We start from the raw sequence: 23,903 nt of genomic DNA, 5'->3' as shown, positions 1-23,903 counted from the left end.
TGAGCGCACGCCGCCTGGGCATCTGCGCGCCCACCTGATGCGCGGCTCGTCATCATCTATCCACGGGAGACTGCAACTTGGGCGGAGGCGGCGCTCTTGTCACGACGCCTGCGACTGATGTTACAGGTCTGCGTAGGGTGGGGGTTAGGAATGTTTATCGGGCGTAGGGAGGGCCGTTCCCGACGCGATGCTGAGGCTATAGAGTTGTGGTGAGGCCGCATCCAAGTGCTTGCTGCTGCCTCTGCACGAGCACTGAAAGGGGTGAAGGAGCCGCTGAATTAGCCCCCCTCGAGGAAGAAGGGAAAAGGAATCACATATGGGCGAAACTAAGCCAGGCAGGAATGAACTCTGTCCGTGTGGAAGCGGCAAGAAGGTCAAGCGCTGCCACGGCGGCACCAATGTCAACTACGAAGAAGTGATCTCGCGAGGCGCCGAGGAAGCCAAGCGCAAGGCTGAGATCAATCGGATACAACAGCAGCGACAGCAAGGCCTGGGTCGCCCAATCATCGCCGCCCAGACAGCCAGTAAGCGCATCGTCGCTGTAGGCCATCGTCTATTTCAAGGCACCTGGCCAACCTTTCATGACTTCCTTTATAGTTACATTCTCGATGTTCTGGGGCGCGACTGGTTCGAAGCGGAGGCGCAGCTGGAACACAACAAACTTCATCCTGTCATTCAGTGGCATGAAAGATTCCTGCTGGCATCCAAAGCCGCCAATCTGGCGGTAGGTGAGACACGCCAGACGCTGATGACCGGCGCGATCAGCGCATTTATGACGCTGGCGTATGACCTCTATACTCTGGAACACAACAATGATCAAACGCGCACGCCTCAGCTGCGGAAATCATTGATTGGTCGTTTGAAGTGCCAAGATCAGTTCATTGGCGTGCGCTATGAAATCCGTGTTGCGGCCATGCTTTTGAGGGCTGGGTTCGAGCTGGAATGGGAAGATGAAACCGATCGCCGAACCAGGCATGTGGAATACACCGCCACCTATCCGCGCACCGGCAAAGCCTTTGGCGTCGAGTGCAAGATCCGAAACCAGGATGCTGCGAAGCAGACGAACCAGCATCTTGGGAGATTTGCTGGGCTGGTGAGTGATGCGCTGAAGAAGGCAACGCCACATGACCGCTTGATCTTCGTCGATCTGAACACGCAGGCTCATCCCTACGTTCCGGGCGGACCACATGACTGGCGAACGATCGCCATCAACACGCTTCGAAAGTTCGAGGCACAACCCAAGGCGGCGACGCTGCCCCCCCCGCCGTGGTGTTCATCACCAACTATCCCGACCATCACCACCTTGAAACTCAGGTTCCCGATGCAGGGGCCACCGTTGAGGGCTTCAAGATCGATGACTACCGGACCGGTCAGTTCCTGACACTGCAGCAGAAGATTGAGATGCGCGTACGTAATCCTGAGGTCGAGGCACTCGTGGCATCGATCCAAGAGCATATCGACCTGCCTTCCACATTTGAAGGGGAAATTCCTGGGCTGCCATCAAACCGCCTGCTTATTGGGCACCGATATCAGATGGGCGATGGAGTGGTGGGTACGTTGGAAGACGCCTGCGTAATGAACGACAGCGGCGAGGTTGCGCTGATCATTGATCGGGACGAAGGCGGGCGGGCGATCTACAGCGACCAGCTCTCGCCTGAGGAATTTGCTGCTTGGAAACGCTATCCAGAGACCTTCTTCGGGCAGATCCGCCAGGGACCGGGTCCGATCAATGATCCAATTGAACTTTATGATAGATTGAAAGCTACTTACGCCCGTACCCCAAAGGAAAAGCTGCTTCAGTTCATGGGAGAACACGGCGACCGATTTGCCGCACTCACGCAGCCCGAGCTGTTGGATATCTATGTGCAAGGGATGGTGAATTCTGTGATGGAGCGGGCGGGGGAGCAAGAAGTCCCAGTGCATATTCAAAGGATGAAGCCGCCGCCGATTTAGTTGGGGCGGCTGTCATGTCGCAAGGCTCCAGTCATTGCCATGAGGAAACGACGAAGCCCAGATTCGACGGATGCACCATTGCGCATATGTATACAGCATTCGCGCTCTCAAATCCTGAGGCTGCTGCATGTGCCTTATAGGGCAGGGCAAACCCACAGCCAAGCATAGTGCCAATGCAGTTGCCGCCAGCTTCCTCCACACCGCCTTTTCCTCCCGGCTGATAGCTCGCGCCTCGCCGAATACACCCAGCACGCGAGTAAGCGGCACACCTGTTAGGCCGGCCAGAGTTGCGCAAACCATGGCATCTGGGTGCGAAATGCGCTTTCGATAGTTGCTAATCGCAGGCGGTCGCACGCCGAGGCGGGGCGCGAGGTCCTTGCCGTAGCTAATACCACACGCCTCCCACCCCAAGGCCGCTGGCGGGCTCCTTGGGGCAGTCACTTGGGAGGGGAGATGCGGCATGTTCTGCCAACTAACTCGTCATCAACTTGATGACACCGTTGCTACGAGTCGTTATGTCATTCAAGCGGCCACGCATCTTCCTTAGGTTAGAAAGTGTTGCGTCAGACATCGGAGCATTTTGCACGACAAAGGGCGATATGCGTTCTCGCTCCTTGGCCAGGTCCCGCCGCACTATCCGCAGCATCTCATTGACGATGACCATTTCCGAGATCACCTCGTGCGGGACGTGGTCAGCTACGTCGGAGGTCACCGGAATCTCTTGCGCGTAAGTACCCAGGGCATCAAGCAGCTCGTCATAGTCAGCCCAAGTCCTGCCCTCGACTTCGGCGTCGAGGAACCTGTCAGCGCCACCAACCAAGACAGTTGCGTGGGTCAAGCTGTAGAGAAACTGGCTCTGCCTAGCGACTCGGCGATCGCGCTCCGCACTGAGCGCTTGCTTTCGAGTCTCCACCGCCAGGTAGGTGGCCGCGATGCCGATTGCCCAAGTGCCAAATGCAGCCACCCAATCGGCCTTGCTTCCGAACGGTTCTGCTTCACGAATCACCATCGTGAAAACCATGCCGAACGCAATGCCGATTGCGACACCAATCAGAAAGTGTTTGTTGCTAGCCCAGAACTTCTTCATTCCCCCTCCGATTCAAACTCGAATGTTCCGGAGATTCTGGCATGACCGAACCACTTTTGGCCTTCGTCTTGGTAGGAGCGACTATGGCGGTCTCCATCGGCGGTGCAAAGCTGGTTTCGTGCCTGCTCGATCGGCGTGACTGCACCGCCTCGCAACAGTCACGCGAAGCCCAGGTCATGGCGCTCGCAAAGGCTGAGATTAGTGCCACCAAGCATGGTGAACTGCTGGCAGCACAGGGGAGTCAGTGAATTCAGGAGCCTCGATGGAACCTTGACGGTCGGCATTGACTGCCCCCCCCTGCGTGGACATGCTCGCGGTGCTGAACGAACTGGCATTCCCCGAGGGCGACTAGCCGACCACCGCCGCGGCGAACGGGAGCACCTTGATTGCAGTTGGCAAGCGCCCGCTGGGCACGTTCCCCGAAACGCCGCCGTATCAGGCCAGCTTCTGATAACCGTGACGCATCACGCGATTTAGAATGAGATACCATGCCCTCAACCTTTGGGGGCGAAATGGACATTCGATTAGGACTGATTCTGGGTTCACTTTTGCTGGCAGGATCGCTACATGCACAGCAAATGCGCTCGGCAACTGGCCCACAGCCATTGCCCAAGTACGTGCCGCCCGCACCAAAGGCGATCAACCTTGGAGCCGAACCGCTCAAATGCCAGGAGCACGTTGATCCACGAATCCGGCTTTATTGTGCGGACCTTGAGCGCTCGTTGATCCAAGGCGAGGCGCGTCGACAGGGCATACCGACGCCATCGAGTGAGATTGTTCGCGTGCCTGCTTATGGCAGTGAAGATGCAAGGAAGTTGGGAGCTGCCTGCATGGGCGGAACCGCAATGCGTCGCCTAAACAACGGCTGGGAGCAACTACGGAATTCCAAGGGCGAATGGCTGAGGTGCAGGACATATGAGCGATGAATTCCAGTACAGCAAGCAGGAAGTGGCTGATGCCCATTTCGATGCCGCTTGCAAGGCGTTTTTGTCCAGCGCTCACCCAGCAGTAGTAGTGACGCTTTCAGCTGTCGCGGAAGAGATCTATGGCGCGCTGATTAGTGACACTTTAGGCTGGCTAAAAGAACAACAGCCGAGAGCAATCGACACCATGGTTGATTGGGCGTGTCGGCCAGAGAGCGCTGGGGGCCTAGGAATGGAATCCAAAGCAGCTTGGAAATTCCTGTACGCCACCAAGAACGCAGTGAAGCATGCAAGAGACCCCTCCGAGCCAACAACGATTGACCCCGCAGCCATGGTGTACATACTCATCGGGGCGATCATCAACCGGCTAAGACTTGGCCGACCTCTGGAAGGTGAAGGGCAGAAAGTAGCCCAGGTACTGGTGCAAATGTGGCATCAGAAGCCGAGCTGGGTGACAGCGGAGGCAGAGAAGTGGGAGCAACAGGGGGTGTAGGGGCGGCGCCCCTACGCAGTCGCCTCACACGCGCTGACGCGGCCTTGGCCCACGGCGCATGTAGACCACATTGGACGTCTCGGCGTCGGCGCCGCGATCACCCACGCCCAACCGGCGGTCTCGGCGAATTCTGAGTACTTCTGCAAGGTATATGACGCTGGATTTCTTTTTGGCAGAAGCCTTTCGGGGCGGCACCGATCGGGTAGCGGACTGGGCCCGGGCAGCAGCCATCATCAGCCGCCATTCCCGGGCGATGTTGCAGGTCAGCGACCACCAGGCCATGTCGCCGGGCTCCAGCTGATGACCTTCCGGGGTGAACATATGCCCAGCTTGGAATCCGAAACCGGCCCAAGGGCCAGTCAGGTCAATTCGGTCGTGCGGATCGATCTCGATCATGCTGCAAGCTCATCCTTGTCGGGGGAGCTTGCAGGGAGGCAAGAGCCGAGCCAGAGCCCCAGCCATTGCCAAACCGAACCAACGAAAGCAGCGCCGCGCCGACCGATCCGGCGCATGCGCCGTATTTCGCATAATGTATATTATGTTTACAACGGGACCAGCACCCAGCAGACCGGAACCTCCCCAGCACTGAGATCCCGGACCTCAGCCCTGGCCTCCAGCCTTTCCACTCACTCCTCGCAACGCCGATAGTCAAACGGAATCCGCAGCCTCCCCGTCGCCCTATAGAAACCGGTGCATCACATATACATCGACCAACCCCAACGTTCGATGCCGGAACGCCGCCGGTAGCGTCCCGACCACGGCAAAGCCCAGCTTCCGGTACAGCTCAACCGCTGGCGCATTGGTGCTGACCACGTAATTGAGCTGCATGGCCAGAAAGCCTTCCGATCTGGCTCGATCAAGACTGTGCTCCGCAAGCGCCCGGCCAATGCCGCGACCTTGTACCCGAGGATCAACCACATAGGTGGCGCTGGCCACATGCGCCCCCAGATCCGGGAAGTTGGCGCCCAGCTTGTACATCCCGGCCACGCGCCCTTCCAGGGCGGCCACAGATGTCGTCCGCGCTGGTGGGCCGGATTTCAATGGGGCTCCTCGGCGAGAGGCCTGATGGACAAGGCGGACACCAGCAGAATCCAGGCACGAACAATCCCGCAGGTAATGCGAACGCCCGCACATGGGATTAGGAGGTTCCAGAGCGCCCAATGGATGCGAGCCCTGCGCCGGCCAGTCAGCCGTAGCGCATGGGCCTCTCAACCCATGATCCATAGTACAGAGGCGTTCACATGGCACGTTTGAAGGACAAAGTAGCAATCATCACCGGCGCAGGGGCCGGCATGGGGGCAGCCGATGCCCGCCTGTTCGCACGCGAGGGCGCCCACGCGTTCATCACTGACATCCGTGCCGACGCAGCGCAGGCCATTGCGGCGGAGCTCAGTGCTGAAGGCCTGTCGGCCACGGCCCTGCCCTTGGATGTCACCCGCGAAGACCAGTGGAACGACGTGGTCGACCAGGTCATCGCAGCGCACGGCCGCATCGACGTCCTGGTCAACAATGCAGGGCTTCCCGGCCCTTTTGATACCTGGGACAACGCCACGCTGGAAGGCTTCAACGCCATCATCCAGCTCAACCTCAACAGCCATTTCCTCGGCATGAAGGCGGTCAGTCCGCACATGAAGCGCGCGGGCAAGGGCTCGATCGTGAACATGTCGTCCATCTGTGGACTCGTGGCCATCACCGGCATCCATCCTGGCTATTGCCCGTCCAAGGGCGCCAATCGCCTGCTTGCCAAGGGCGCTGCTGCCGAGTTCGCCAGCTTCAACATCCGCGTCAACTCGGTGCACCCAGGCATCATCGACACACCACAGAACAAGGACCTGATCGCCAACGATGGCGCCAACCATGGCATGCGCTCGCGCATCCCGCTTGGTCGCTTCGGACGTGCAGAGGAAGTTGCCAATGTGGTGCTGTTCCTGGCCAGCGACGAAGCGTCCTATGTCACCGGTGCCGAGATCGTTGTCGATGGCGGCTACGTCATCGTCTGAGCCCATCCGGCGCGGGACGGTCTCGCCCTCGCGCCAACAGGCACACCCCATGTCAGATCAGAAGAGAATCGTCATCGTCGGCGGTGGCATCGCCGGCTTGCTGCTTGCCACCCAGCTCGGCCAACGGCTGGGTCGCAGCGGTCGTGCCGCCGTCACTGTGGTGGACAAGAGCCCCACCCATATCTGGAAGCCCATGCTGCACACGCTGGCAGCGGGCACGCGCAGCCTGCAGCAGCAACAGGTGGTACTGCTGGCCCATGCAAGCGAGCACGGTTTCACTTACCAGCCGGGGGAAATGCGCGGTCTGGACCGGGAATCACGGGAAGTCCTTATCGGCGACCTGCGCTCACCCGACGGAGAGTTGCGGGTACCCGCGCATCGAATCCCCTACGACGTGCTCATCCTCGCCATGGGTAGCCATGCCAATGATTTCGGCACGCCCGGTGTCCGCGAGCACTGTCACTTCATCGACAGCCTGGCCCAGGCCGAAGTCTTCAACGATGCACTTCGAACCCGGGTGATGCGTGCCATGGCCCAGGACGAGCGCCTGCGTGTGGCCATTGTCGGGGGCGGCGCCACCGGTGTGGAGCTGGCTGCGGAACTGAGCCGGTTGCTGGAGCTCGCTTCCAGCTATGCAGACCCTACCCTGCGTGATCGCCTGGATCTGACCCTGCTGGAGGGAGGCCCGCGCATCCTGCAGGCGTTTACCCCAGCGATCTCGGCGTCGGCCACACACCAGTTGCGACACATCGGTTTCCAGGTTCTGACCGGGGCATCCGTGATCGCCGCCGAGGCCGAAGGCTTCCGTCAGGCCAATGGCAACCTGGTTCCCGCAGACCTCATGGTCTGGGCGGCCGGGGTGAAAGGCATCACGTTTGCAGAGGGGCTGGATGGGCTGGAGCTCAATCATGCCAATCAGGTTCGTGTGCGCCCCAGCCTGCAATCCACAACGGACGACACCGTCTTCGTGCTCGGGGATGCCGCAAGCCTGACCTTGGCCGGTGCCACGCGCGCCCTGCCACCTACGGCACAGGTGGCCACCCAGCAAGCGCAGCATCTGGCCCGTCACCTTCCGGCCTGGCTGGAGGGCCGGCCGCTGCCCGAGTTCACGTTCCGTGACTTCGGTGCACTTGTTTCGATCAGTGACTACAACGCCTTTGGCACGCTGGGAGACTTCGGATTCTTCCGTGGCGCGTCGATCAAGGGACGATTCGCACATCTCAGCCATGCGCTGCTTTATCGTCGCCACCAGCATGCGCTGCATGGCTTCCGCAAGGCGACGCTGCTGTGGATGGCCGAACGCCTGAACAGCTGCGTTCAACCGCGCGTTCGTCTTGCCTGAGGAGAGGACGGTGCATCGGGGCCAGCCATGGCCCCGATTGCATTGCGGCCCTTCCTTACGACTCCCACCCTCCTCCCAGTGCCAGGAACAGGGCGATGCGGCTTCGAGCGACCGTCGCATCGGAGGTGGCGACGGCCTGCTCGGCCGCCGCAAGGTTACGCGCCACATCCAGCGCTTCCAATGCCGATACGGTTCCTGCCTTCAGCATCTGCTGCTGTTGCGCATGCGCCAGTCGGGCCGCCTCGCGCACATCCACCAGTACGGCGTTCTCTTCCAATGCCTTGGCATAGGCTGCCGCGGCAATCTCTGTTTCCGACAGCGCCTTGAGAACCGTACCGTCGAAGGCGGCCAGTTCAGCCCGTGACGCCGCGTCGGCAGCGTCTATCCTCGCCCGTGCCACGGAGCGGTTCGGAAAGCTCCATGACACCAGCGGGCCTACCGAATAGCGCAGTGCGGAATCGTCGAACAGATGGTCCAGTCGACGCGATGTGGCACCCGCACTCAAGCCAAGATGCACACTGGGATACAGGCCCGCCGTCTCCACACCAATCCGTGCCGTGGCCGCTGCCAGTCGACGCTCGGCCGCACGTACGTCCGGGCGTCGTCGGATCAGGTCGGCGCCCTCGCCCGCTGGCACCACACCTGCCATGGTCGGAATCGAGGTGCAGTGCTGGTACTGCGCATCCAGTTGCGAGGGTGCCTGTCCCAGCAGCAGCGCCAGTCGTGACAGTGCGGATTGCTGGCCGGCCTGTAGTGGCGGTATCTGCGCCTGCAGCTGCCCAAGCAGGCCCCTGGCGCGGGTCACATTGATGGCTGGCTGCTGCCCGGCCTTCCATGCACGCTCGATCAATGCCAGCTCCGAGGCCTGCAGCTGGATGGAACGTGCCACCACCTGCTGGCTCGCGCCGGCGGCGCAACTGTCGGTGTACGCGCGCACCACGTCGCTGACAATACCGATGGTGGCCAGGTCCCGCGCCGCAGCGACGGCCTCGGTCTGCGCGTCCTGCGCCTCGAGGAGCCGTTTTACCCGCCCGGCCAGATCAAGATCGTAGTCGATGCTGATGCCAGCATCGAAACTGGCATGCACGCCTGCGCCGGGTCCAATTCCGAGGCTGGAAGCCTGGCCGGCACCTGCCCCGGCACTGACGGCAGTACCCACACCCGCTGCGGCACGGACCTCCCGTGCCTGTGCTCGGGCCTGCTCCAGCCGCGCCTGTGCGATCCGCAGATCGGTGTTGGCGGCAAGGGCGCGCTGCACAAGGGCATCGAGCGCGGGGTCGTCGTACAGCCGCCACCATCGTTCTGGCAACGGAGCATTGCTGACGGCCGCCGACGCTCCCTGTACGGGTTCGATCGATGCAAATCCAGGGCCTGCAGCCGGCGGTATCGGAGGCCGGTAGTCAGGCCCTACGGTACGGCACGCGCTGATGGCCAGCACGATGCACACCGGCAGTACCCGCCGGGCGACATGCCCACAGGGAACGGCGCGCATCATGGGGCCCTCCCCTGCGAATCGTCTTCGATCAGGGTCACCGTGGCGGTGCGCCCCGCGATCATCGCCATCCCTTCAGGGATTTCATCCAGTTCGACCCGCACTGGAATGCGTTGGGCCAGCCGGATCCAGGTGAACGTCGGATTGACGTTCGCCAGCAGGGTGCCATTTGCAGTCACACGCTCACGGTCATCGATGCCCGGTGCCAGGCCGACAACGTGGCCACGCAACGTGGCGGCCTCACCCATCACATGGACCAGGACCGGTGCACCTGGATGGATGCGTGGCAATTTGGTCTCCTCGAAGTAGCCTGCGACGTGATAGCTCTCGCTGTCGACGATGCTCACCAACGGCTGGCCTGCGCTGGCGTAGGTGCCGGGGCGCAACGAGAAATTGCTGATGGTGCCGTTCACCGGCGAACGCACGGTAGCGCTTTCAAGATTCAAGCGCGCCAGGTCCCGCTCAGCGATGGCCTGGCGATGACTGGCCGCCGCCTCTTCAGCCTGCGTGCGGCGGGCAGCGATGTCCTGGTCGGATGCTACGCCGACCAATCCACCGTAGCGCGACGCCTCACGGCGCGCAGAGCGGGATCGCTCCGCAGCCAGTGCCACCGCGGCGTCCGCCCGTTCCAGGGCATTGGCGAGGCGGTCACGGTCCAGCACGAACAGGACCTGCCCACGCTGCACCTGCTGGTTGTCTCTCACATGTACTTCAGAGACGCGGCCAGAGACCTCGGTGGCCAATGCAACCACGTCAGCGCGGATCTTGCCGTCACGGGTCTGTGGCGCACTGATGTAGTAGCTGTAGATGTGCCAGGCCACGAACGCAGCAATGGCACTGAACATGAGGGTAAGGGCCTGCCGGGCAACGGCAAGCAGCAGGGGTTGCAGATTCTTCATGACGATGTGCGCCAGACAAGCGGAAAGAGAACCATGAGCGCGCCAACGAGCATCACCAGCAGCGACAGGTCGAACAGGGGGCGATTGCCAAGCAGCCGGTAGGCGCCAATCCGATCCAGCACGCGCGACAATGCGATGCGCAGCACAAATCCGATCAGCAGGCACGGCAGCAACGGCGAGACAAACAGTCCAGCCAGGTCGAGCTCTCCGATCATGCTGCCTCTCCGTTCTGTGCCGGCACCGGCTCCAGGGCCAGGCGCAGGTGAACCAGAGCATCGGTCAGTACTTCGCCTTCGCGGCTGCCCAGCAGGATGTCGCGTCGCAGCACCCGGTCGAGGTGATCGCCCAGCATTCCGGGCGACGCTGCGCCCGCCAGTTCACGGTGGAGTCGACGCATCAGCGCATCCAGCAAGTCGCGTTCGATCCCTGCCACATAGTGGGTGGCACGTTGCAGGTGTACCAGGCTGTGGCCCAGGCGAAGCTGCCGAAACAGGTGCGCTGCTGCCACCGCATTCGCGCCTGTGGCACGAGCGCCAAGCTGCCCGATGCGATCGAGATCGCGCTCAAGGAAGGCGTCCTCTACGTCGCGATCCGCGGTCCGGCTCAGCGTCGCCAGGTCCTGCCGCCCGTCCTCCTGCAATCGCTTCGAGGCCGCTTCGGCGCCCATGCGCTTGACCAGCAGCAGGCAGAAGAAGCCGATGAAGATGCCGATCAGGGTTCCTGCGGCCATGTCCAGGAAGGTGCCGAAGTCCTGGGGCTGGTAGTGACTGGCCAGACCTGCATTACTGAGTGTCAGCGCCAGCAGCAGGATCGCCAGCGGCTCCTCGATGCTCCACACCGCCAATGGCAGGATCACCAGTGCACACGCAAGTGCGAATCCAGTGAAGCTCTGGGCCATGGGTAGAAGCAGGTATCCCAGTACCACCGACAACGCGACCGACAACGCGGCGAAGCGACCGAACTTCATCGCGGCCAGGTTGGCGCCATCGAAGATGCCGAAGAAGGCCAGCGTCACGGTACCCATGATCAGCATGTTCGGCCCCTGTGCCCAGCCGGTGGCCCACCACAGCAGGCAGATCAGCGCATACGCGAGGGCGCAGCCACCGCCGATGCGGAGTGCGTGATGATGATCCGGCGCGAGCGGCAGTGGCTGGCTCGTGGCCAGGCTGCGCTCCAGATGCGGCGGCAGCGGGTCGCCCTTCTCCAGGGCATCATCCAGCACCTGGATATCGGTCCATGCCTGCTGTGCACGCGCCAGGTCGCGCTGGCGGGTTGCCACGATGCGCGCGCGCCAGGCCGGGTCATGCAGGCGCGAGCTGCCCGCGGTCGTCGCTTCCAACGCTCCGATCAAGGGCACAAGACGCGCCAGCCGCCGCTGAAGCGCAAACAGCAGCCTGTGCTGGCGATTGCTTACCGTGCTGTCGAAACGCAGCTGCTCAGCCACCAGCGAGAGCGCCGAAAGGTCGGCCACGGCCTTGAGCCGATGCTGCGCAGCCACGTCCGTGGCCACGTTGCCAGCGACTGCGTCGTCCAGCCACTGCCTGACCTCTGGCAACCAGCGGCGCAGTCGGGTTCTCACCGAAGGGCCCAACGCGGTTGGCGCCAGGCCGTCGACCAGGGTGATCGCGGCGATGCCGATGCAGATCTCGGTGACGCGCAGCAGCGCGATGTCGAACAGGCGCCCCGGGTGTTCCACGTTGCCCACGGCGATCAGGCACAACGTGACGGCAAACAACTGCAGCGCATATGCCCGTGGGGTGCGGTTGGCCGCCGCCACGGTGAAGCCCAGCGTGGCAACCACACCACTGGCCAGCACCACTGGGAAGGAAAGAATGCCGAACAGGCCGCCGATGGCCAGCGCAGTCACGCCGGCACCGAGGGTGCCCAGTAGACGGTACAGCGCTTTGGAGCGGACATTGGCCGAGATTGGATTGGCCAACGCGACGCAGGTCACGCTGGCCCAGTAATTCTGCTCCAGCCCGAGGTGCACGGAGGCGACGAACGCCAACATGCAGGCCACATAGAGCTTCAATGCGAACAACAGGGTGGCCGCCGCATTCATGCCGGCCACCGCAATTCTGGAAGTGGGTTCACGAGGAAGGGCCCGGAAGGCGCAGGGCGGCAAGCGCCATGCCGCCGAGGTGGAAAGATGGACCGGGACGCAGGCCGGCGACCGGCACGTCCAGCCGGAAATTCTAGGAACGGAACACGGGCTGTACCATTCGCCACCGTTCGTGGTTGATGTGCAATCGTCCGCCCGCTTCGCGCCGGAGACGGGGTTGGCGCGGTACGCTATGTGCGGCCCTTCTGTTGCCGTTCTGGTGCATGGATCCTCTGTCTGAAGTACTAACCCTGCTGCGCCCCACCCATACGCGTACCGCAGCGCTGGATGTGGCGGGCCCATGGTCACTGCGTTTTCCCAACCGGCAGGGCATCAAGTTCTGTGCCGTCGAGCGCGGGGAATGCTGGATCTCCGCAGATGGCGGCCAACAGGCGCAGCACCTGCAGGAAGGTGACTGCTTCCTGCTCAGCAAAGCCGGCTCGTATGTCCTTTGCAGCGACCCTCAACTCGCCCCTGTTGATGCCGCCTCGGTGCTCGACCTCGAAGCCACTGGCCGCAGGACGCTGCACGGTGGCGGCGACCACCTGATCGTCAGCGGCAGCTTCCGCTTCGCCGATACCGATGCGGTGCGCGTCCTCGACCCCTTGCCCGGTATCGTGCAGGTGTCACATGGCGACAGCGAGGCCATCCTGTTGCGCCGTGCGCTGGCCCGCCTTGCCGAAGAACTGGTACAGCCACGCCCGGGGGCTGCGCTGGTGGTCGAGCACCTTGCCCATCTGATGCTGGTGGAGATGCTCCGCCTGTTCCTGTCCTCCGAGCACCCTGCCCTGCCGCCCGGCTGGATGCAGGCCATGACCGACCCACGTATCGCCGACAGCATCCGCGCCATGCACGGCGAGCCAGCCCGTACCTGGCGGCTGGACGATCTTGCCAGCATCGCGGCCATGTCACGCACGGTCTACGCCGGCCGCTTCAAGCAGCTGATGGGCGTTTCGCCCATCGAGTACCTGACCAACTGGCGCATGCTGTTGGCCGCTTCCCGCCTGCGCAGCACCCAGCAGACGCTGGCACGCATCGCGGCAGACGTGGGCTACAGCTCCGAGTTCTCCTTCATCGCAGCCTTTACCCGGGTGATGGACGTCGCACCGGGCCGCTATCGCCGTCAGGTCCGCACCCGCATCGATGCGGACTGACGGCGGCAGCCAGGAGCATCAGAATGGCGTGTCAGCCACGCCACCATCCGCACGCAGCGCGGCGCCGGTGGTGCCGGATGCGAGGATGGAGCAGGTGTAGGCAACCAGGCTGGCCACTTCCTGCGCAGTCTGGAAGCGCTCGGTGATCGACGAAGGCCGCATGGCCTTCACCAGCGCTGCGCCCTGCTCCTCGATGCTCTTGCCGGTCCGGCGGATCTCATCCTGCAACATCGCCTCCACACCTTCGCTCAGGGTCGGCCCCGGCAGCACCGCGTTGACGGTCACGCCAGTACCGGCCATGCGCTTGGCCATGCCACGCGAGAGACCCAGCAGCGCGGTCTTGGTGGTTGCGTAGTGCAACATGTCGGGAGGCGTGCTGATGCCGCACTCCGAGCCGATGAAGACCACCCTGCCCCAGGCCTTGCCTGCCATGGCCGGGAGGTACGATCGCGCAAGGCGCATGCCAGCCATGATGTTCACCGCCCAGTAGGTGTCCCACGTGTCATCGGCAATCTCGAAAAAGTCTGCGGTTTCGAAGACAGCGGCGTTGTTGACCAGGATGTCGCACGCCGGAACCTGTGCCAGCAGCACGTTGCAACCCGCCGCGCTGGCCAGGTCCGCAACCACGCCCTGCACGGGTGCTGCGGCGCCGCGCTCGGCCTTCAGCCGCGCAACAGCCTGGTCCACCTGGTCGCTCCTGCGGCCATTCACCACCACCGTAGCGCCCTCCGCCAGCAACGTACTGGCGATGGCATAGCCGATGCCCTGGGTCGCACCGGTAACCACGGCGACCTTGTTCTGGATACCAAGTTGCATCTCACATTCACCTTGTTGAGGCGCACATCGTGCGCGGGTTGAAACAGCCGCGGTGGGCATTGGATTCCATGCCATGGCCGCAAGCGTCGTGTTCAGGTCATTAGGCGCCGCGTGCAACGCTCAGGCCATGCGTGTCTGACCGCAATCACTCAGCCAGCGTCCGCACGTGACCCGCTGCGCGAGCGCGCGTTCAGCCACGCCATCACCGTGGCGTTGGATTTGTGGGTGGCCCCCAGGTACAGCGCCGTGTTGGCCAGTGCGGCCGCGCCCAGTTCGTCGCCGAATCGCTCCAGCACCTTCCAGGCCTCCAGGGCCCTGGTCTGTGCTCTCGGGTCGGACAGGCCGATGTCCTCGATGGCCATCTTGCTCAGGTTGCGGGCCAGGTACCGTGGATCGCAGCCTCCATCCAGCATCCGGCAGGTCCAGTACAGGGCCGCGTCAGGATTCGTGCTGCGCACCGACTTGAACGCCGCGGATATCTGGTCGTAGAACAATTCCCCCTGCTTGTCGAAGCGGCGCACCTGGCGGGGCAGCGCGTCATCCAGCAACGAATGGGGGATCCGACCATCCGCAGGCGCCAGATCCGCCACGATCTCCAGAGCATTCAGCGCCCTGCGCAGATCTCCATCGGCGCGAACGGCGATGGCGCCCAGAACGTCGTCGTCGATCTTCAGATCGAAGTGGGCCAGTCCCTGCATCCCATCCACCAGCGCACGCCGCAGTTGTCCGATGATGTGGATCGGCTGCAGCGGCTGCAGTACATGAACGTCGCAGCGCTGAAGCAGTGACGGTCGCAGCTGGAACGACGGATTCTCGGTGGTGGCAGCGAGCAAGCGGGCGTCGTTGCCCTGCAGATGACGTACCAGCACATCCTGCGTGGCACGGTCCAGACGATGAACCTCGTCGACGAACAGCAGGTGGCCGCGCCCGGTCTGGTGGCTGGCCACGGCCAGCGCCCGGCCCAGTTCGGAGGGTGTCATCACCGCTGCAGGCAGCGATGTGTGCCGATGCCCCGATGCCCCCAGTAGCAGTTGCGCGATACTGGTCTTGCCACACCCCGGCGGCCCCCACAGGATGATCGAACGTGGCAGGCCTGCTTCCAGTGCCCGCTGCAGCGGCTGTCCATCCGCCAGCAGATGGGACTGCCCGACAACGCCGGCAAGCGATACCGGGCGCAGCCGTTCGGCCAAGGGGGCGCGTGCCTCCGACATCACTCCGCGCTTGGCGTCACGCCAGCGAAAGCATTGATACCGGTCAGCTCGGCTGACAGCCGCCACAGGCGTTCTGCCTGCGCGGCGTCCACCGCATACGGGCGAACACCCCCTTCGCTCGGCACGGGAAGGTCTTCCTCCCATGCGACGTCGCAGTCCTCGCAGTACACCCCACCAATGCCATCCAGCAGCGACGATGTGGCCGCCCACACCGTGGTCGCCGCACCTTGAGCGGACGTCTTGAAACTGGGGTCGATCAACCGGCCCTCTGCATCAAGCCAGCCCAATGCCTGCATTTCTTCCAGTGCCATGTGGCGCTGCAGCGCCGTGTGGATCTTGCCCGGATGGACCGAGTAGGAACGCACGCCAGCGGCGCGACCGAGCACATCCAGGTGCAACGCGAACAGCGCGATGGCGGTCTTGGACTGCCCATAGGCCAGCCACTTGTCGTACCCCGTTTCGAACTGCGGGTCCGTCCAGCGCATGGGCGAATAGTGATGTCCCATCGAGGACAGCGAAACGATGCGGGCTCCTCGCGCAATGGCCGGCCACAGCAGATTGACCAATGCAAAATGGCCCAGGTGGTTGGTGCCGAACTGCGATTCCCAACCGTTGCCCACGCGCGATTCATCGTTGGCCATGACCGCGGCATTGCAGATCACGATATCCGCCTTGCGTCCGCTGGCGACGAAGCGCTCGGCACAGGCACGCACGCTGGCCTGGTCCGCCAGATCAAGCATGTCCACCTCCACCCCGGGCACATCGGCCAGCGTGGCCCGGGCCGCCGTCGGGTTGCGCGCAAGTACCAGCACGTCTGCGCCGGCGCTGGCCAGGGCCCGGGTGGTTTCCAGGCCGAGGCCACCGTGGCCGCCGGTGATGATGGCCAGCTTGCCGCGCAGATCGATACCCCGCACCACATCGGCTGCGGAACTCGTCCGGTCGAAGCCGGAGTTCAGGGGGCGCTGAAGGCTCATCACGACGACGCCCCCGCAGTGTCAAGCGTGGAGGCAGAATGGGCCAGCGTATGGAACGCGCACAGCTTGTTGCCGTCCGGGTCACGCAGGTAGGCCAGATACAGCGAGCCCGCCGGAGTCTCGCGCACACCGGGCGGTTCCTCGCACGAGGTTCCACCGTTGGCCAGCGCCGCAGCATGGAAGGCATCCACCTGTGCCGGGTTGGCCATGAGCAGGCCGATGGTGCCGCCATTGGCCGCCGAGGCAGCTTCGCCGTTCAGCGGCGTGGCCAGCACCAGCAGGCTACCTGCGTGCTGATAGAGGATGCGCTCGGAATTGAAGTTGAGGCTGAGTGCCGGGCGGGCGCCGAGTACTCCCATTACGGCGTCGTAGAAGCGACGGGACCGCACAAGATCGTTGCTGCCAAGGGTTACGTGACTGAACATGTTTCTGTCTCGGTTCGGAATGAAGTCAGGCCCAGCGCTGGCGCGCCGCACCCGGCGAAGTGGCGTCGCGGAAGGAACGCCCGAAGACCTGGCCCTGCAGCACCTGTTCGCGCATGTGGGGCAGGCGCCGTTGCTGGTAGAGGGCCAGGGCGTCCACCACGTCGGGTTCCAGCCGTAACGCCCGTGACACGTGCAGGGCATCGAGCATGGACTCAGCGAATCCCGCGCCGGTCATCGGCGATTGCGCATGCGCAGCGTCCCCCACCAGGGCCAGGCGCCCGCGCGCGACATGCGTGGGGACGTACTCGGAGATGGGCATCGGCAGCGCGCCCGCCTGCCGGATCGCCCGCGAAAGTGCCTTGCCCCAGGGCGCAGGCCACTGCACCCGCGCACGATTGGCCAACGCAATGCGGGCGTCTGCGGGCACTGCGTCCGCCGTCGGCGTGAACCGCACCCGGTCCTCGCAGACCGCCCCGAGGGTCTGCAACAGCCGGGTGCTGCGCGCTTCGAACCACGCCCACCCCACGCGTCGCGGGATGGCGTGTGCAGCCTCCAGCAACGGGTAGATAGCCAGCACATCGTGGCCGGCCGAATGGAACTCGACACCGCTCAGCGCACGCGCGTTCCGGGGTGGCACGTCCAGTTGCCCCAGCCACGCCAGATAGCCTGCGTAGCAGGCCTCGGGCTGCTCCGGGGCGACGCACCGTCGAACCACGCTCCGATGGCCATCGGCCCCGATCAGCAGGTCGGCCGTCCACTCCCGCCCCTCTGCGCTACGGGCCCATGCCGCGTCAACCCGCTCACCAACGGTGACCACCGCCTCGCCATCCACCAGCGTGATGCCGGGCTCGACGCAGGCCGCCTGGCGGAGCGCACTGTAGACGTCCCACCACGCATGCGGCAGCACGGCCTGTTCGATGGCATCACCGCCCAATGCATCCACCACCTGCTGGCTCGCCGGTACGGTGAATGCCATCCGCAAGGCAGTGCCGCCGGCGCGGATGGCCACACCAGCGCGCCCGCGCGCCGGTGCTCGCTCGAGCACGGTGGAGGCCACGCCGACGTTGGCCAGTGCCAGGGCCGCTGACAATCCCGCCAGCGAACCACCAATGATCAATGCCGTGCGCATGCTGTGCTCCTCGTCCGCCCTACCGCAGGCCTTCAGGCCAACGTGGACATGTCGATGACGAAGCGATAGCGCACGTCGGCCCGCTCAAGCCGATCAAAGGCTTCGTTGATCTGGTCCATGCGGATCAGTTCGCAGTCCGGCAGGATCTGTTGTCGCGCGCAGAAATCCAGCATTTCCTGGGTCTCGCGGATTCCGCCGATCATCGAGCCTGCTACGCGGCGGCGGCCCATGATCATCGGAACGGTGAACGGCTCCTGCAGATCGCCCAGTTGCCCGACGACCACCAGCGTGCCGTCGATATCCAGCAGCGGAATGTACGGGTTTATGTCGTGCTTGGTCGGTACGGTATCGACGATCAGGTCGAAGCTGGAAGCTGCAGCCGCCAATGCCTGCGCGTCGTCGGTTGGCAGGAGTGCCTCTGCACCCAGGGCCAGCGCGTCGGCCTGCTTGGCGCGCGAGCGGCTGATGACGGTGACGTGTGCGCCCAGCCCGATCGCCAGCTTGACCGCCATGTGGCCCAGCCCACCCAGGCCCACCACGGCCACCCGGCTGCCGGGGCCAACGTTCCAGGTGCGCAGCGGCGAATAAGTGGTGATGCCGGCACACAGCAGCGGTGCGGCTCGAGACAGGTCCAATCCTTCGGGCACGCGCAGCACGAAAGCTTCCTTCACCACAATGTGCCGCGAATAGCCGCCAAGGGTCGGCTGGCCGGTGACGCGGTCCAGGCCGTTGTATGTCTCGGTCAGCACCTCGCGGCACATGTGCTCTTCGCCCTTGTGGCACTGGTCGCAGTGCTCGCAGCTGTCGATGAAGGTGCCGACAGCCACTGCATCACCTGCCTTGAAGCGATGCGCGGACGCGCCGGTGGCCACCACACGACCGATGATCTCGTGGCCGGGCACGACCGGATAGATCGCCCTGCCCCAGTCGTTGCGGACCATGTGCAGATCCGAATGGCAGACACCGCTGTAGAGGATTTCGATAGCGACATCGTCGTCACGCAGTTCACGACGTTCGATGGTGTGCGGCACCATTGGCGTGGTTGCCGACAGCGCAGCGTAGGCCTGGGTTCTCATCTGCAGAATCCTTGAGTAATTCAACGAAACGCCGCATTGGCGTGCTCAGCGCGCAACCAGCGCCTGGTGGTAGAACTCGCCCAATGCCGCGCCCGCGCGCGCCACGAATTCGGGCTGGTCGTAAAGCGCCACGTGGGTACCACCGGCCAGGATCAGCAGGTGCTTGTCGGTGCTGGCCGCGCGCCGGTGCAGCTCTTCGCTCATCCAGCGGGTGCCGGCCTCGCTACCGGCGATCGCCAGCAACGGTTGGGTGAGGAACAGTTCCGCGTTGTTGAAGGCGTCGTAGCCCACCAGTTCGGCCAGGTTCTGCAGCGGGAACAGCCCAGTGGCGTTCGGATGCTGGCCACGCGGTGTGCGGTAGTAGTCGAAGGCTTCGGCAAAGTCCGGGTGTGTGGCCGCTTCGCGGTTGGCTGGCAGCGAATCCTGGTACTGGAGCTGCCCGCCCTCGGCCTGACGGCTGCGGGCCTGCGCTGCGGCGTCAAGCAGCGCGACTGAATTCCGGGGATCGGCGCCGCCGTCCCAACCCTGGCGGAACATCTGGCCGTAATTGACGGCACTGATGGTGCCCACCGCGCGGATGCGGCGATCGTTCATCGTGGCGTGTGCCGCATAGCCGCCACCGGCACAGATACCGAGCACACCCATCCGATCGGCGTCGACGATCGGCAGCGTGACCAGCAGGTCAATCGCCGCGCTGATGTCGGCCACGCGCGCATACGGGTTCTCATTGCCGCGCGGTGCGCCGGTGCTGTTGCCCTGGCAGGAGGCATCGAAGGTCAACACCACGAAGCCCTGCTTGACCAGGCTGGCCGCATGCACCGTTGCGGTCTGCTCCTTCACGCCACCGGCCGGGTGAACGACCACGATGGCCGGATGACGGGCCGACAGTGCGGCGTGCTCCGGCACATGCAGCTGGCCGGCCATGGTGATGCTGCCATTGGGGAATTGCACTGCTTTCATTGCCATCCTCACAGGTTGCTGTCCACGTTGTGTGGAATGACAGCTACGATAGGGCTGGCATGGCGCGGTGATAATCCGCAAAAATCGTAATGGACTTATAAGCAGGACCACCCAATGGCAGGCAGTCACCTCAAGGATCTCTCCGCCTTTCTGATGGTTGCCGAAGAGGCAAGCTTCACCCGCGCCGCGATCCGGCTGGGCATCACCCAGTCTTCGCTCAGCCAGATCATCCGCGGGCTGGAAACCCGCCTGGGGCTGCGCCTGTTCGCTCGCACCACCCGCAGCGTGGCCCTGACCGAGGCCGGCGAGCGCCTGCTCGGACTCATCGGCCCAGCCATGAACGAACTGGAAGCCGGGCTGGCCCGCATCGGTGAACTGCGCGACAAGCCCGCCGGCACCCTGCGCCTGACCGCAGACGAATATGCCGTGCACGCTGTACTGATGCCCGCCATCGCCCGGCTGGTACCGGACTACCCCGACATCCGCGTGGAAATCACCACCGACTACGGCTTGACCGACATCGTCAGCGGGCGCTTCGATGCCGGCGTGCGTCGCGGTGGCCTGGTTGCCAAGGACATGATCGCCGTGCCGATCAGCCTCCCGATACCGATGGTGGTGGTGGCATCACCGGCCTACTTCGCCCGCCACCCGGCGCCCCAACAGCCGCAGCAGCTGGTGGAGCACCAGTGCGTGAACCTGCGGCTGCCCACCCATGGCGAGATCTATGCCTGGACATTCACTCGCGCCGGCAGCGACCACCGGGTGAAGTCCGAAGGCCAGGTGGTGGTCAACAGTATTTCGGCCATGCGCGATGCCGCTTTGCAGGGTGTCGGCCTCACCTATCTGCCACTGCATTACGTGCAGGACCGGCTGGCGTCAGGAGAGCTGGTCGAGGCGCTGTCCGAGTGGCGCAAGACTTACGAGGGGTATCACCTCTACTACCCGAACCGGCGCTTGGCTTCGCCGGTGTTCAAGCTGTTGCTGCAAGCGTTGCGTGACAACCTGGAAGGCAGCAGGAAGCGCAGCGCAACCAGTGCCACACGTGCCGCCACCCAGCGTTCACCGGCCAGGCCTCGCCGGCGCACGACCTGATCCCGCTTGCCTGGGCGGGGCGGCCTGCCTGCGATACTGCGCGGGCGCCTGCCCCATGATGCGCTTGAACGCGGTACTGAACGCACTCTCCGATTCGTAGCCCACGGCAAAGGCAATACTGGACACGGCATCGGCTCCATGGGACAGCCGGTCCGCCGCAAGCAGCATCCGCCAACGTGACAGATAGTCCATTGCCGTGTGCCCGACCAGTGCCTTGAAGCGCTGCGCGAACACCGTGCGCGAAACCCCGGCGATACGCGCCAGTGACTCCAGCGTCCAGGACTGGGCCGGAGCCGCGTGCATCGCCCCGAGGGCGAGGCTGATGTGGCTGTCGGTCAAGGCCAGGAACCAGCCCTTCGGCACCCGGCCCGGGGTAGCCAGGTGCAGGCGTAGCACCTGTACCAGCATGAGATGGGCCAGATGGGTGGACATCAACCCTGCGCCCGGCTGCGGCGCGTGCAGCTCATTGGCCCATTGATCCAGCGCCCAGCGCAGCACGCCTGCCTGTCCCGAAGCACGTGGCACATGGATCAGGGGTGGCAGCGCATCGAACAGCACGGCGGCATGCCGCCCTGGAAACGCGAATCGGCCGCTGATGAGGAAGGTCTCTCCCCCCCCGTTGTGAGTGACAACGCCCTGCCGTGCCGCCGCTTCGATGATGGGCTCGCCGCTGGCGATGGCCACTGCAGGATCCGAAGCGAGCACGAACCGGCAGCGGCTGTTGAGCAGGAAGCAGTCGCCGGCTTCGAAGTGGAAGGGTGCGGGCTCACCCTCGACGCGGCCCCAGCAGCCGCCCCCCATGACCGCCGTGAACTTGATGCCTTCGTGCGCCGGGAAATCGAATGCCCAGTCGCCGGCGGCATCGAATCCGGCAAAGAACTGGCTGCTTGGTTGCAGCAGTGACAACACATCGGACAGCGGGTCAGCGCTCATTTCCGTACGCTCGAAGAAGTCAGGCGAACGCCACGGCATGGATCGTACAGAACCCCGGGCCTATCGTGCATTCCATGGCGGCACATCACCGCCCCGCTCCCGATCAAACACAGGAATTGCCCATGAAACGCCTGCAGGACAAAGTCGCCATCATCACCGGCGCCGGCAGCGGCACCGGCATGGGTGCGGTCATCGCGCGGGTCTTCGCCAGCGAAGGCGCCATCGTTGTTGCCACCGGCACCCCCGACCGCAAACAGAACCTTGACGCACTGGTGCAGGACCTCACCGCCCAGGGCCAGCGCGCAACATCGGCGTTCCTGGATGTGACCCGGCCCGAACAATGGGCCGAGGTAGCCGCCACCACGATCGAGCGCCATGGCCGCATCGATATACTGGTCAACAACGCCGGTACGCCGGGGCCGCGCGACGGCCGCTGGCACAACGCCACGGCCGAGGACTTCAGCCACGTCATCGACGTCAACCTGACCAGCCAGTTCCATGGCATCAAGGCGGTCACGCCGCAGATGGAACTGCAGCACAGTGGCGCGATCATCAACATCTCGTCCGCCGCCGGCATCATCGTCTTCCCCGACGTACCGCCGGGCTACAGCGCCTCCAAAGGTGGCAGCCGTCACCTGACCAGGGCCGCCGCCGTCGATTTCGCCCGCCGCGGCATCCGTGTCAACGGCATCTACCCGGGGCTGATCGACACGCCGATGGCGACCCATTTCACCGAAGATCCGCAACTGCTGGAAAGCCTGCTCAAGGGCATTCCGATCGGCCGCGTCGGCACTTCGGAGGAAATCGCCAGGGCCGCGCTGTTCCTGGCCAGCGATGACGCGTCCTACGTCATCGGTGCCGAACTGGTGGTCGACGGTGGGTTGACCATCATCTGATCGCGTGTTGCACAACATTCCGCAGGATTCTCCAATGAATACACAACAGCCACGTGTCTGGTTCATCACCGGTGCGTCTTCCGGCCTGGGCAAGGCCCTTTCCGAAGCGGTCATTGCCCGAGGTGACCGTGCCATCCTCACCGCGCGGCGGGTGGACCGCCTTCGCGCGATCGCTGCAGGCCATGAGGACCACGTCCTGCCGCTGGCGCTTGACGTGAACGATGCCGATGGCCGTGCCCGTGCCGTGGCCGACGCCATCGAACGCTTCGGGCGCATCGATGTGCTGGCCAATGTGGCTGGCCGCGGTGTGGTGGGCGCCTGCGAGGAATTCAGCCTGGAACAGCTGCGCGAGCAGATGGAACTGAACTTCTTCGCTGCTGCCGAAATGAGTCGCGCCGTGCTGCCGCAGATGCGGAAGCAAGGCGCTGGCCACATCCTCACTGTCAGCAGCATTGCCGGGCTGGTGGCAATGAACGCGGCCGGCCCCTACTGTGCAGCGAAGTTCGCCATCGAAGGCTGGACCGAAGCACTGGCGATCGAAGCAAAGCCGCTCGGCATCCGGGTGACGCTGGTGGAGCCGGGCGCGTTCCGCACCGAGTTCGCCGGTGATGCCAACATGCGGCCAGCACACCGCATCGATGCCTATCGGCCGGTTGTGGAGCCATTCGAAACCTACCTGGAATCATCCTCCGGGCAGCAGATGGGTGACCCGGCAAAGGCCGCACAGCGCATGCTGGACGTTGTAGCCAGCAATGATCCGCCGGTGCGGCTGATGCTGGGTGCGGATGCCTATTCGATCTGGGAGACCACCCTGGCCAACCGCCAGGCCGATCTGGCCAGGTGGCGTGAGCGCGGCATCGATACCGCGTTCGAGGGCGCCGCTACGGTGCAGATCCAGCTGTAAAGCAAACGTCCCGCCGGCCTGAAATGGGCCGGCGGGACGTACG

General features: G+C 64.0%; 25 protein-coding genes and 1 pseudogene. 10 read left to right on the top strand and 16 right to left on the bottom strand.

What is annotated here, in order from left to right:
* Positions 1-316: 316 nt before the first annotated feature.
* Positions 317-1,381, top strand: a complete 1,065-nt coding sequence (locus tag D7T59_RS00425) for a YecA family protein (protein ID WP_180850806.1) — start codon at positions 317-319, stop codon at positions 1,379-1,381.
* Positions 1,267-1,953 carry a hypothetical protein gene (locus tag D7T59_RS00420; RefSeq protein WP_180850889.1) on the top strand — a complete coding sequence of 229 codons (687 nt, stop codon included), beginning with the start codon at positions 1,267-1,269 and terminating at the stop codon, positions 1,951-1,953. Before D7T59_RS00425 ends, D7T59_RS00420 begins: the two co-directional genes overlap by 115 nt.
* Positions 1,954-1,965: 12 nt before the next feature.
* Here the strand turns inward: D7T59_RS00420 and D7T59_RS21465 are convergent, their stop codons facing one another.
* On the bottom strand, positions 1,966-2,253 hold the full coding sequence (locus tag D7T59_RS21465; protein ID WP_407072930.1) for a DUF3693 domain-containing protein: 288 nt from the start codon (positions 2,251-2,253) through the stop codon (positions 1,966-1,968).
* Positions 2,254-2,425: 172 nt separating this feature from the next.
* Positions 2,426-3,040: a hypothetical protein gene (locus tag D7T59_RS00410; protein WP_180850804.1), complete on the bottom strand. Its 615-nt coding sequence runs from the start codon at positions 3,038-3,040 to the stop codon at positions 2,426-2,428.
* 41 nt (positions 3,041-3,081) lie between these two features.
* On the opposite strand from D7T59_RS00410, the gene D7T59_RS00405 reads away from it, so the two are divergent.
* Together D7T59_RS00405 and D7T59_RS00400 are read left to right on the top strand one after the other, a co-directional pair.
* Positions 3,082-3,288 (top strand): hypothetical protein, encoded by a 207-nt coding sequence (locus tag D7T59_RS00405; RefSeq protein ID WP_180850803.1) that lies wholly within the window; start codon positions 3,082-3,084, stop codon positions 3,286-3,288.
* Between the two features lie 667 nt (positions 3,289-3,955).
* Complete coding sequence (locus D7T59_RS00400) at positions 3,956-4,456, top strand: hypothetical protein (protein WP_180850802.1); 501 nt, start codon at positions 3,956-3,958, stop codon at positions 4,454-4,456.
* 24 nt (positions 4,457-4,480) lie between these two features.
* Here D7T59_RS00400 and D7T59_RS00395 read toward each other — a convergent pair whose 3' ends face one another.
* Both D7T59_RS00395 and D7T59_RS00390 read right to left on the bottom strand, forming a co-directional pair.
* Entirely contained in the window at positions 4,481-4,852 is a 372-nt protein-coding gene (locus tag D7T59_RS00395; protein WP_219629640.1) for a DUF3653 domain-containing protein, read from the bottom strand.
* 282 nt (positions 4,853-5,134) lie between these two features.
* Positions 5,135-5,476, bottom strand: a pseudogene (locus tag D7T59_RS00390) (N-acetyltransferase family protein); the annotation flags it as partial.
* Between the two features lie 221 nt (positions 5,477-5,697).
* Here D7T59_RS00390 and D7T59_RS00385 point away from each other — a divergent pair.
* Positions 5,698-6,456: an SDR family NAD(P)-dependent oxidoreductase gene (locus D7T59_RS00385; RefSeq protein ID WP_180850800.1), complete on the top strand. Its 759-nt coding sequence runs from the start codon at positions 5,698-5,700 to the stop codon at positions 6,454-6,456.
* 49 nt (positions 6,457-6,505) lie between these two features.
* Positions 6,506-7,798, top strand: coding sequence for an NAD(P)/FAD-dependent oxidoreductase (locus tag D7T59_RS00380; RefSeq protein ID WP_180850799.1), 1,293 nt, complete (start codon positions 6,506-6,508; stop codon positions 7,796-7,798).
* A 55-nt stretch (positions 7,799-7,853) separates the two neighbouring features.
* Here the strand turns inward: D7T59_RS00380 and D7T59_RS00375 are convergent, their stop codons facing one another.
* Genes D7T59_RS00375 through D7T59_RS00360 form a run of 4 tightly spaced genes read right to left on the bottom strand, consistent with a single transcriptional unit; the run spans position 7,854 to position 12,593 of the window.
* Complete coding sequence (locus D7T59_RS00375; RefSeq protein WP_180850798.1) at positions 7,854-9,293, bottom strand: efflux transporter outer membrane subunit; 1,440 nt, start codon at positions 9,291-9,293, stop codon at positions 7,854-7,856.
* Positions 9,290-10,189, bottom strand: a complete 900-nt coding sequence (locus D7T59_RS00370) for an efflux RND transporter periplasmic adaptor subunit (protein WP_180850797.1) — start codon at positions 10,187-10,189, stop codon at positions 9,290-9,292. Before D7T59_RS00370 ends, D7T59_RS00375 begins: the two co-directional genes overlap by 4 nt.
* Positions 10,186-10,404, bottom strand: a complete 219-nt coding sequence (locus D7T59_RS00365) for a DUF1656 domain-containing protein (protein ID WP_097049098.1) — start codon at positions 10,402-10,404, stop codon at positions 10,186-10,188. The genes D7T59_RS00370 and D7T59_RS00365 overlap by 4 nt, the downstream gene beginning before the upstream one ends.
* On the bottom strand, positions 10,401-12,593 hold the full coding sequence (locus D7T59_RS00360; RefSeq protein ID WP_180850796.1) for an FUSC family protein: 2,193 nt from the start codon (positions 12,591-12,593) through the stop codon (positions 10,401-10,403). The genes D7T59_RS00365 and D7T59_RS00360 overlap by 4 nt, the downstream gene beginning before the upstream one ends.
* On the opposite strand from D7T59_RS00360, the gene D7T59_RS00355 reads away from it, so the two are divergent.
* The gene (locus D7T59_RS00355; protein WP_180850795.1) at positions 12,515-13,444 is read left to right on the top strand and encodes an AraC family transcriptional regulator; all 930 of its coding nucleotides are present in this window, start codon (positions 12,515-12,517) and stop codon (positions 13,442-13,444) included. The genes D7T59_RS00360 and D7T59_RS00355 overlap by 79 nt on opposite strands.
* Positions 13,445-13,462: 18 nt before the next feature.
* Here D7T59_RS00355 and D7T59_RS00350 read toward each other — a convergent pair whose 3' ends face one another.
* The 7 genes from D7T59_RS00350 to D7T59_RS00320 form a co-directional block, all read right to left on the bottom strand.
* Positions 13,463-14,260 (bottom strand): SDR family NAD(P)-dependent oxidoreductase, encoded by a 798-nt coding sequence (locus D7T59_RS00350; protein WP_180850794.1) that lies wholly within the window; start codon positions 14,258-14,260, stop codon positions 13,463-13,465.
* 149 nt (positions 14,261-14,409) lie between these two features.
* A complete protein-coding gene (locus D7T59_RS00345) occupies positions 14,410-15,471 on the bottom strand; it encodes an AAA family ATPase (protein WP_180850793.1) in 1,062 nt (353 codons plus the stop codon).
* The gene (locus D7T59_RS00340) at positions 15,471-16,445 is read right to left on the bottom strand and encodes an SDR family NAD(P)-dependent oxidoreductase (protein WP_219629641.1); all 975 of its coding nucleotides are present in this window, start codon (positions 16,443-16,445) and stop codon (positions 15,471-15,473) included. Before D7T59_RS00340 ends, D7T59_RS00345 begins: the two co-directional genes overlap by 1 nt.
* Positions 16,445-16,870, bottom strand: coding sequence for a VOC family protein (locus D7T59_RS00335; RefSeq protein ID WP_180850791.1), 426 nt, complete (start codon positions 16,868-16,870; stop codon positions 16,445-16,447). The genes D7T59_RS00340 and D7T59_RS00335 overlap by 1 nt, the downstream gene beginning before the upstream one ends.
* A 25-nt stretch (positions 16,871-16,895) precedes the next feature.
* Positions 16,896-17,999 carry an FAD-dependent monooxygenase gene (locus D7T59_RS00330; protein WP_180850790.1) on the bottom strand — a complete coding sequence of 368 codons (1,104 nt, stop codon included), beginning with the start codon at positions 17,997-17,999 and terminating at the stop codon, positions 16,896-16,898.
* Positions 18,000-18,031: 32 nt separating this feature from the next.
* Complete coding sequence (locus tag D7T59_RS00325) at positions 18,032-19,075, bottom strand: NAD(P)-dependent alcohol dehydrogenase (RefSeq protein ID WP_180850789.1); 1,044 nt, start codon at positions 19,073-19,075, stop codon at positions 18,032-18,034.
* Between the two features lie 45 nt (positions 19,076-19,120).
* Positions 19,121-20,035, bottom strand: coding sequence for an alpha/beta hydrolase (locus tag D7T59_RS00320; RefSeq protein ID WP_219629642.1), 915 nt, complete (start codon positions 20,033-20,035; stop codon positions 19,121-19,123).
* A 114-nt stretch (positions 20,036-20,149) separates the two neighbouring features.
* On the opposite strand from D7T59_RS00320, the gene D7T59_RS00315 reads away from it, so the two are divergent.
* Complete coding sequence (locus tag D7T59_RS00315) at positions 20,150-21,127, top strand: LysR family transcriptional regulator (RefSeq protein ID WP_180850787.1); 978 nt, start codon at positions 20,150-20,152, stop codon at positions 21,125-21,127.
* Here the strand turns inward: D7T59_RS00315 and D7T59_RS00310 are convergent.
* On the bottom strand, positions 21,095-22,060 hold the full coding sequence (locus D7T59_RS00310) for an AraC family transcriptional regulator (protein ID WP_180850786.1): 966 nt from the start codon (positions 22,058-22,060) through the stop codon (positions 21,095-21,097). The two genes, D7T59_RS00315 and D7T59_RS00310, sit on opposite strands and share 33 nt — an antisense overlap.
* A gap of 122 nt (positions 22,061-22,182) precedes the next feature.
* On the opposite strand from D7T59_RS00310, the gene D7T59_RS00305 reads away from it, so the two are divergent.
* Positions 22,183-22,956: an SDR family NAD(P)-dependent oxidoreductase gene (locus D7T59_RS00305; RefSeq protein WP_180850785.1), complete on the top strand. Its 774-nt coding sequence runs from the start codon at positions 22,183-22,185 to the stop codon at positions 22,954-22,956.
* Positions 22,957-22,990: 34 nt separating this feature from the next.
* Positions 22,991-23,860: an oxidoreductase gene (locus tag D7T59_RS00300; protein WP_180850784.1), complete on the top strand. Its 870-nt coding sequence runs from the start codon at positions 22,991-22,993 to the stop codon at positions 23,858-23,860.
* Positions 23,861-23,903: the final 43 nt, after the last annotated feature.

Origin of the sequence: Stenotrophomonas maltophilia (assembly GCF_013464915.1) — a bacterium.
Taxonomy (GTDB): Bacteria; Pseudomonadota; Gammaproteobacteria; order Xanthomonadales; family Xanthomonadaceae; genus Stenotrophomonas; species Stenotrophomonas maltophilia_AT.
This window is presented reverse-complemented; position numbering and strand designations above follow the sequence as displayed.

Bases quoted from the DNA above. Each gene is read 5' to 3' on its own strand.
- D7T59_RS00340 (WP_219629641.1), bottom strand. From the start codon at position 16,445: ATGAGCCTTCAGCGCCCCCTGAACTCCGGCTTCGACCGGACGAGTTCC.
- D7T59_RS00330 (WP_180850790.1), bottom strand. From the start codon at position 17,999: ATGCGCACGGCATTGATCATTGGTGGTTCGCTGGCGGGATTGTCAGCG.
- D7T59_RS00375 (WP_180850798.1), bottom strand. From the start codon at position 9,293: ATGATGCGCGCCGTTCCCTGTGGGCATGTCGCCCGGCGGGTACTGCCG.
- D7T59_RS00365 (WP_097049098.1), bottom strand. From the start codon at position 10,404: ATGATCGGAGAGCTCGACCTGGCTGGACTGTTTGTCTCGCCGTTGCTG.
- D7T59_RS00320 (WP_219629642.1), bottom strand. From the start codon at position 20,035: ATGAAAGCAGTGCAATTCCCCAATGGCAGCATCACCATGGCCGGCCAG.
- D7T59_RS00380 (WP_180850799.1), top strand. From the start codon at position 6,506: ATGTCAGATCAGAAGAGAATCGTCATCGTCGGCGGTGGCATCGCCGGC.
- D7T59_RS00355 (WP_180850795.1), top strand. From the start codon at position 12,515: ATGGATCCTCTGTCTGAAGTACTAACCCTGCTGCGCCCCACCCATACG.
- D7T59_RS00405 (WP_180850803.1), top strand. From the start codon at position 3,082: ATGACCGAACCACTTTTGGCCTTCGTCTTGGTAGGAGCGACTATGGCG.
- D7T59_RS00410 (WP_180850804.1), bottom strand. From the start codon at position 3,040: ATGAAGAAGTTCTGGGCTAGCAACAAACACTTTCTGATTGGTGTCGCA.
- D7T59_RS00400 (WP_180850802.1), top strand. From the start codon at position 3,956: ATGAGCGATGAATTCCAGTACAGCAAGCAGGAAGTGGCTGATGCCCAT.
- D7T59_RS00345 (WP_180850793.1), bottom strand. From the start codon at position 15,471: ATGTCGGAGGCACGCGCCCCCTTGGCCGAACGGCTGCGCCCGGTATCG.
- D7T59_RS00395 (WP_219629640.1), bottom strand. From the start codon at position 4,852: ATGATCGAGATCGATCCGCACGACCGAATTGACCTGACTGGCCCTTGG.
- D7T59_RS00310 (WP_180850786.1), bottom strand. From the start codon at position 22,060: ATGAGCGCTGACCCGCTGTCCGATGTGTTGTCACTGCTGCAACCAAGC.
- D7T59_RS00325 (WP_180850789.1), bottom strand. From the start codon at position 19,075: ATGAGAACCCAGGCCTACGCTGCGCTGTCGGCAACCACGCCAATGGTG.
- D7T59_RS00350 (WP_180850794.1), bottom strand. From the start codon at position 14,260: ATGCAACTTGGTATCCAGAACAAGGTCGCCGTGGTTACCGGTGCGACC.
- D7T59_RS00385 (WP_180850800.1), top strand. From the start codon at position 5,698: ATGGCACGTTTGAAGGACAAAGTAGCAATCATCACCGGCGCAGGGGCC.
- D7T59_RS00370 (WP_180850797.1), bottom strand. From the start codon at position 10,189: ATGAAGAATCTGCAACCCCTGCTGCTTGCCGTTGCCCGGCAGGCCCTT.
- D7T59_RS00335 (WP_180850791.1), bottom strand. From the start codon at position 16,870: ATGTTCAGTCACGTAACCCTTGGCAGCAACGATCTTGTGCGGTCCCGT.
- D7T59_RS00315 (WP_180850787.1), top strand. From the start codon at position 20,150: ATGGCAGGCAGTCACCTCAAGGATCTCTCCGCCTTTCTGATGGTTGCC.
- D7T59_RS00425 (WP_180850806.1), top strand. From the start codon at position 317: ATGGGCGAAACTAAGCCAGGCAGGAATGAACTCTGTCCGTGTGGAAGC.
- D7T59_RS00360 (WP_180850796.1), bottom strand. From the start codon at position 12,593: ATGGGCCCGCCACATCCAGCGCTGCGGTACGCGTATGGGTGGGGCGCA.
- D7T59_RS00305 (WP_180850785.1), top strand. From the start codon at position 22,183: ATGAAACGCCTGCAGGACAAAGTCGCCATCATCACCGGCGCCGGCAGC.
- D7T59_RS00300 (WP_180850784.1), top strand. From the start codon at position 22,991: ATGAATACACAACAGCCACGTGTCTGGTTCATCACCGGTGCGTCTTCC.
- D7T59_RS21465 (WP_407072930.1), bottom strand. From the start codon at position 2,253: ATGGTTTGCGCAACTCTGGCCGGCCTAACAGGTGTGCCGCTTACTCGC.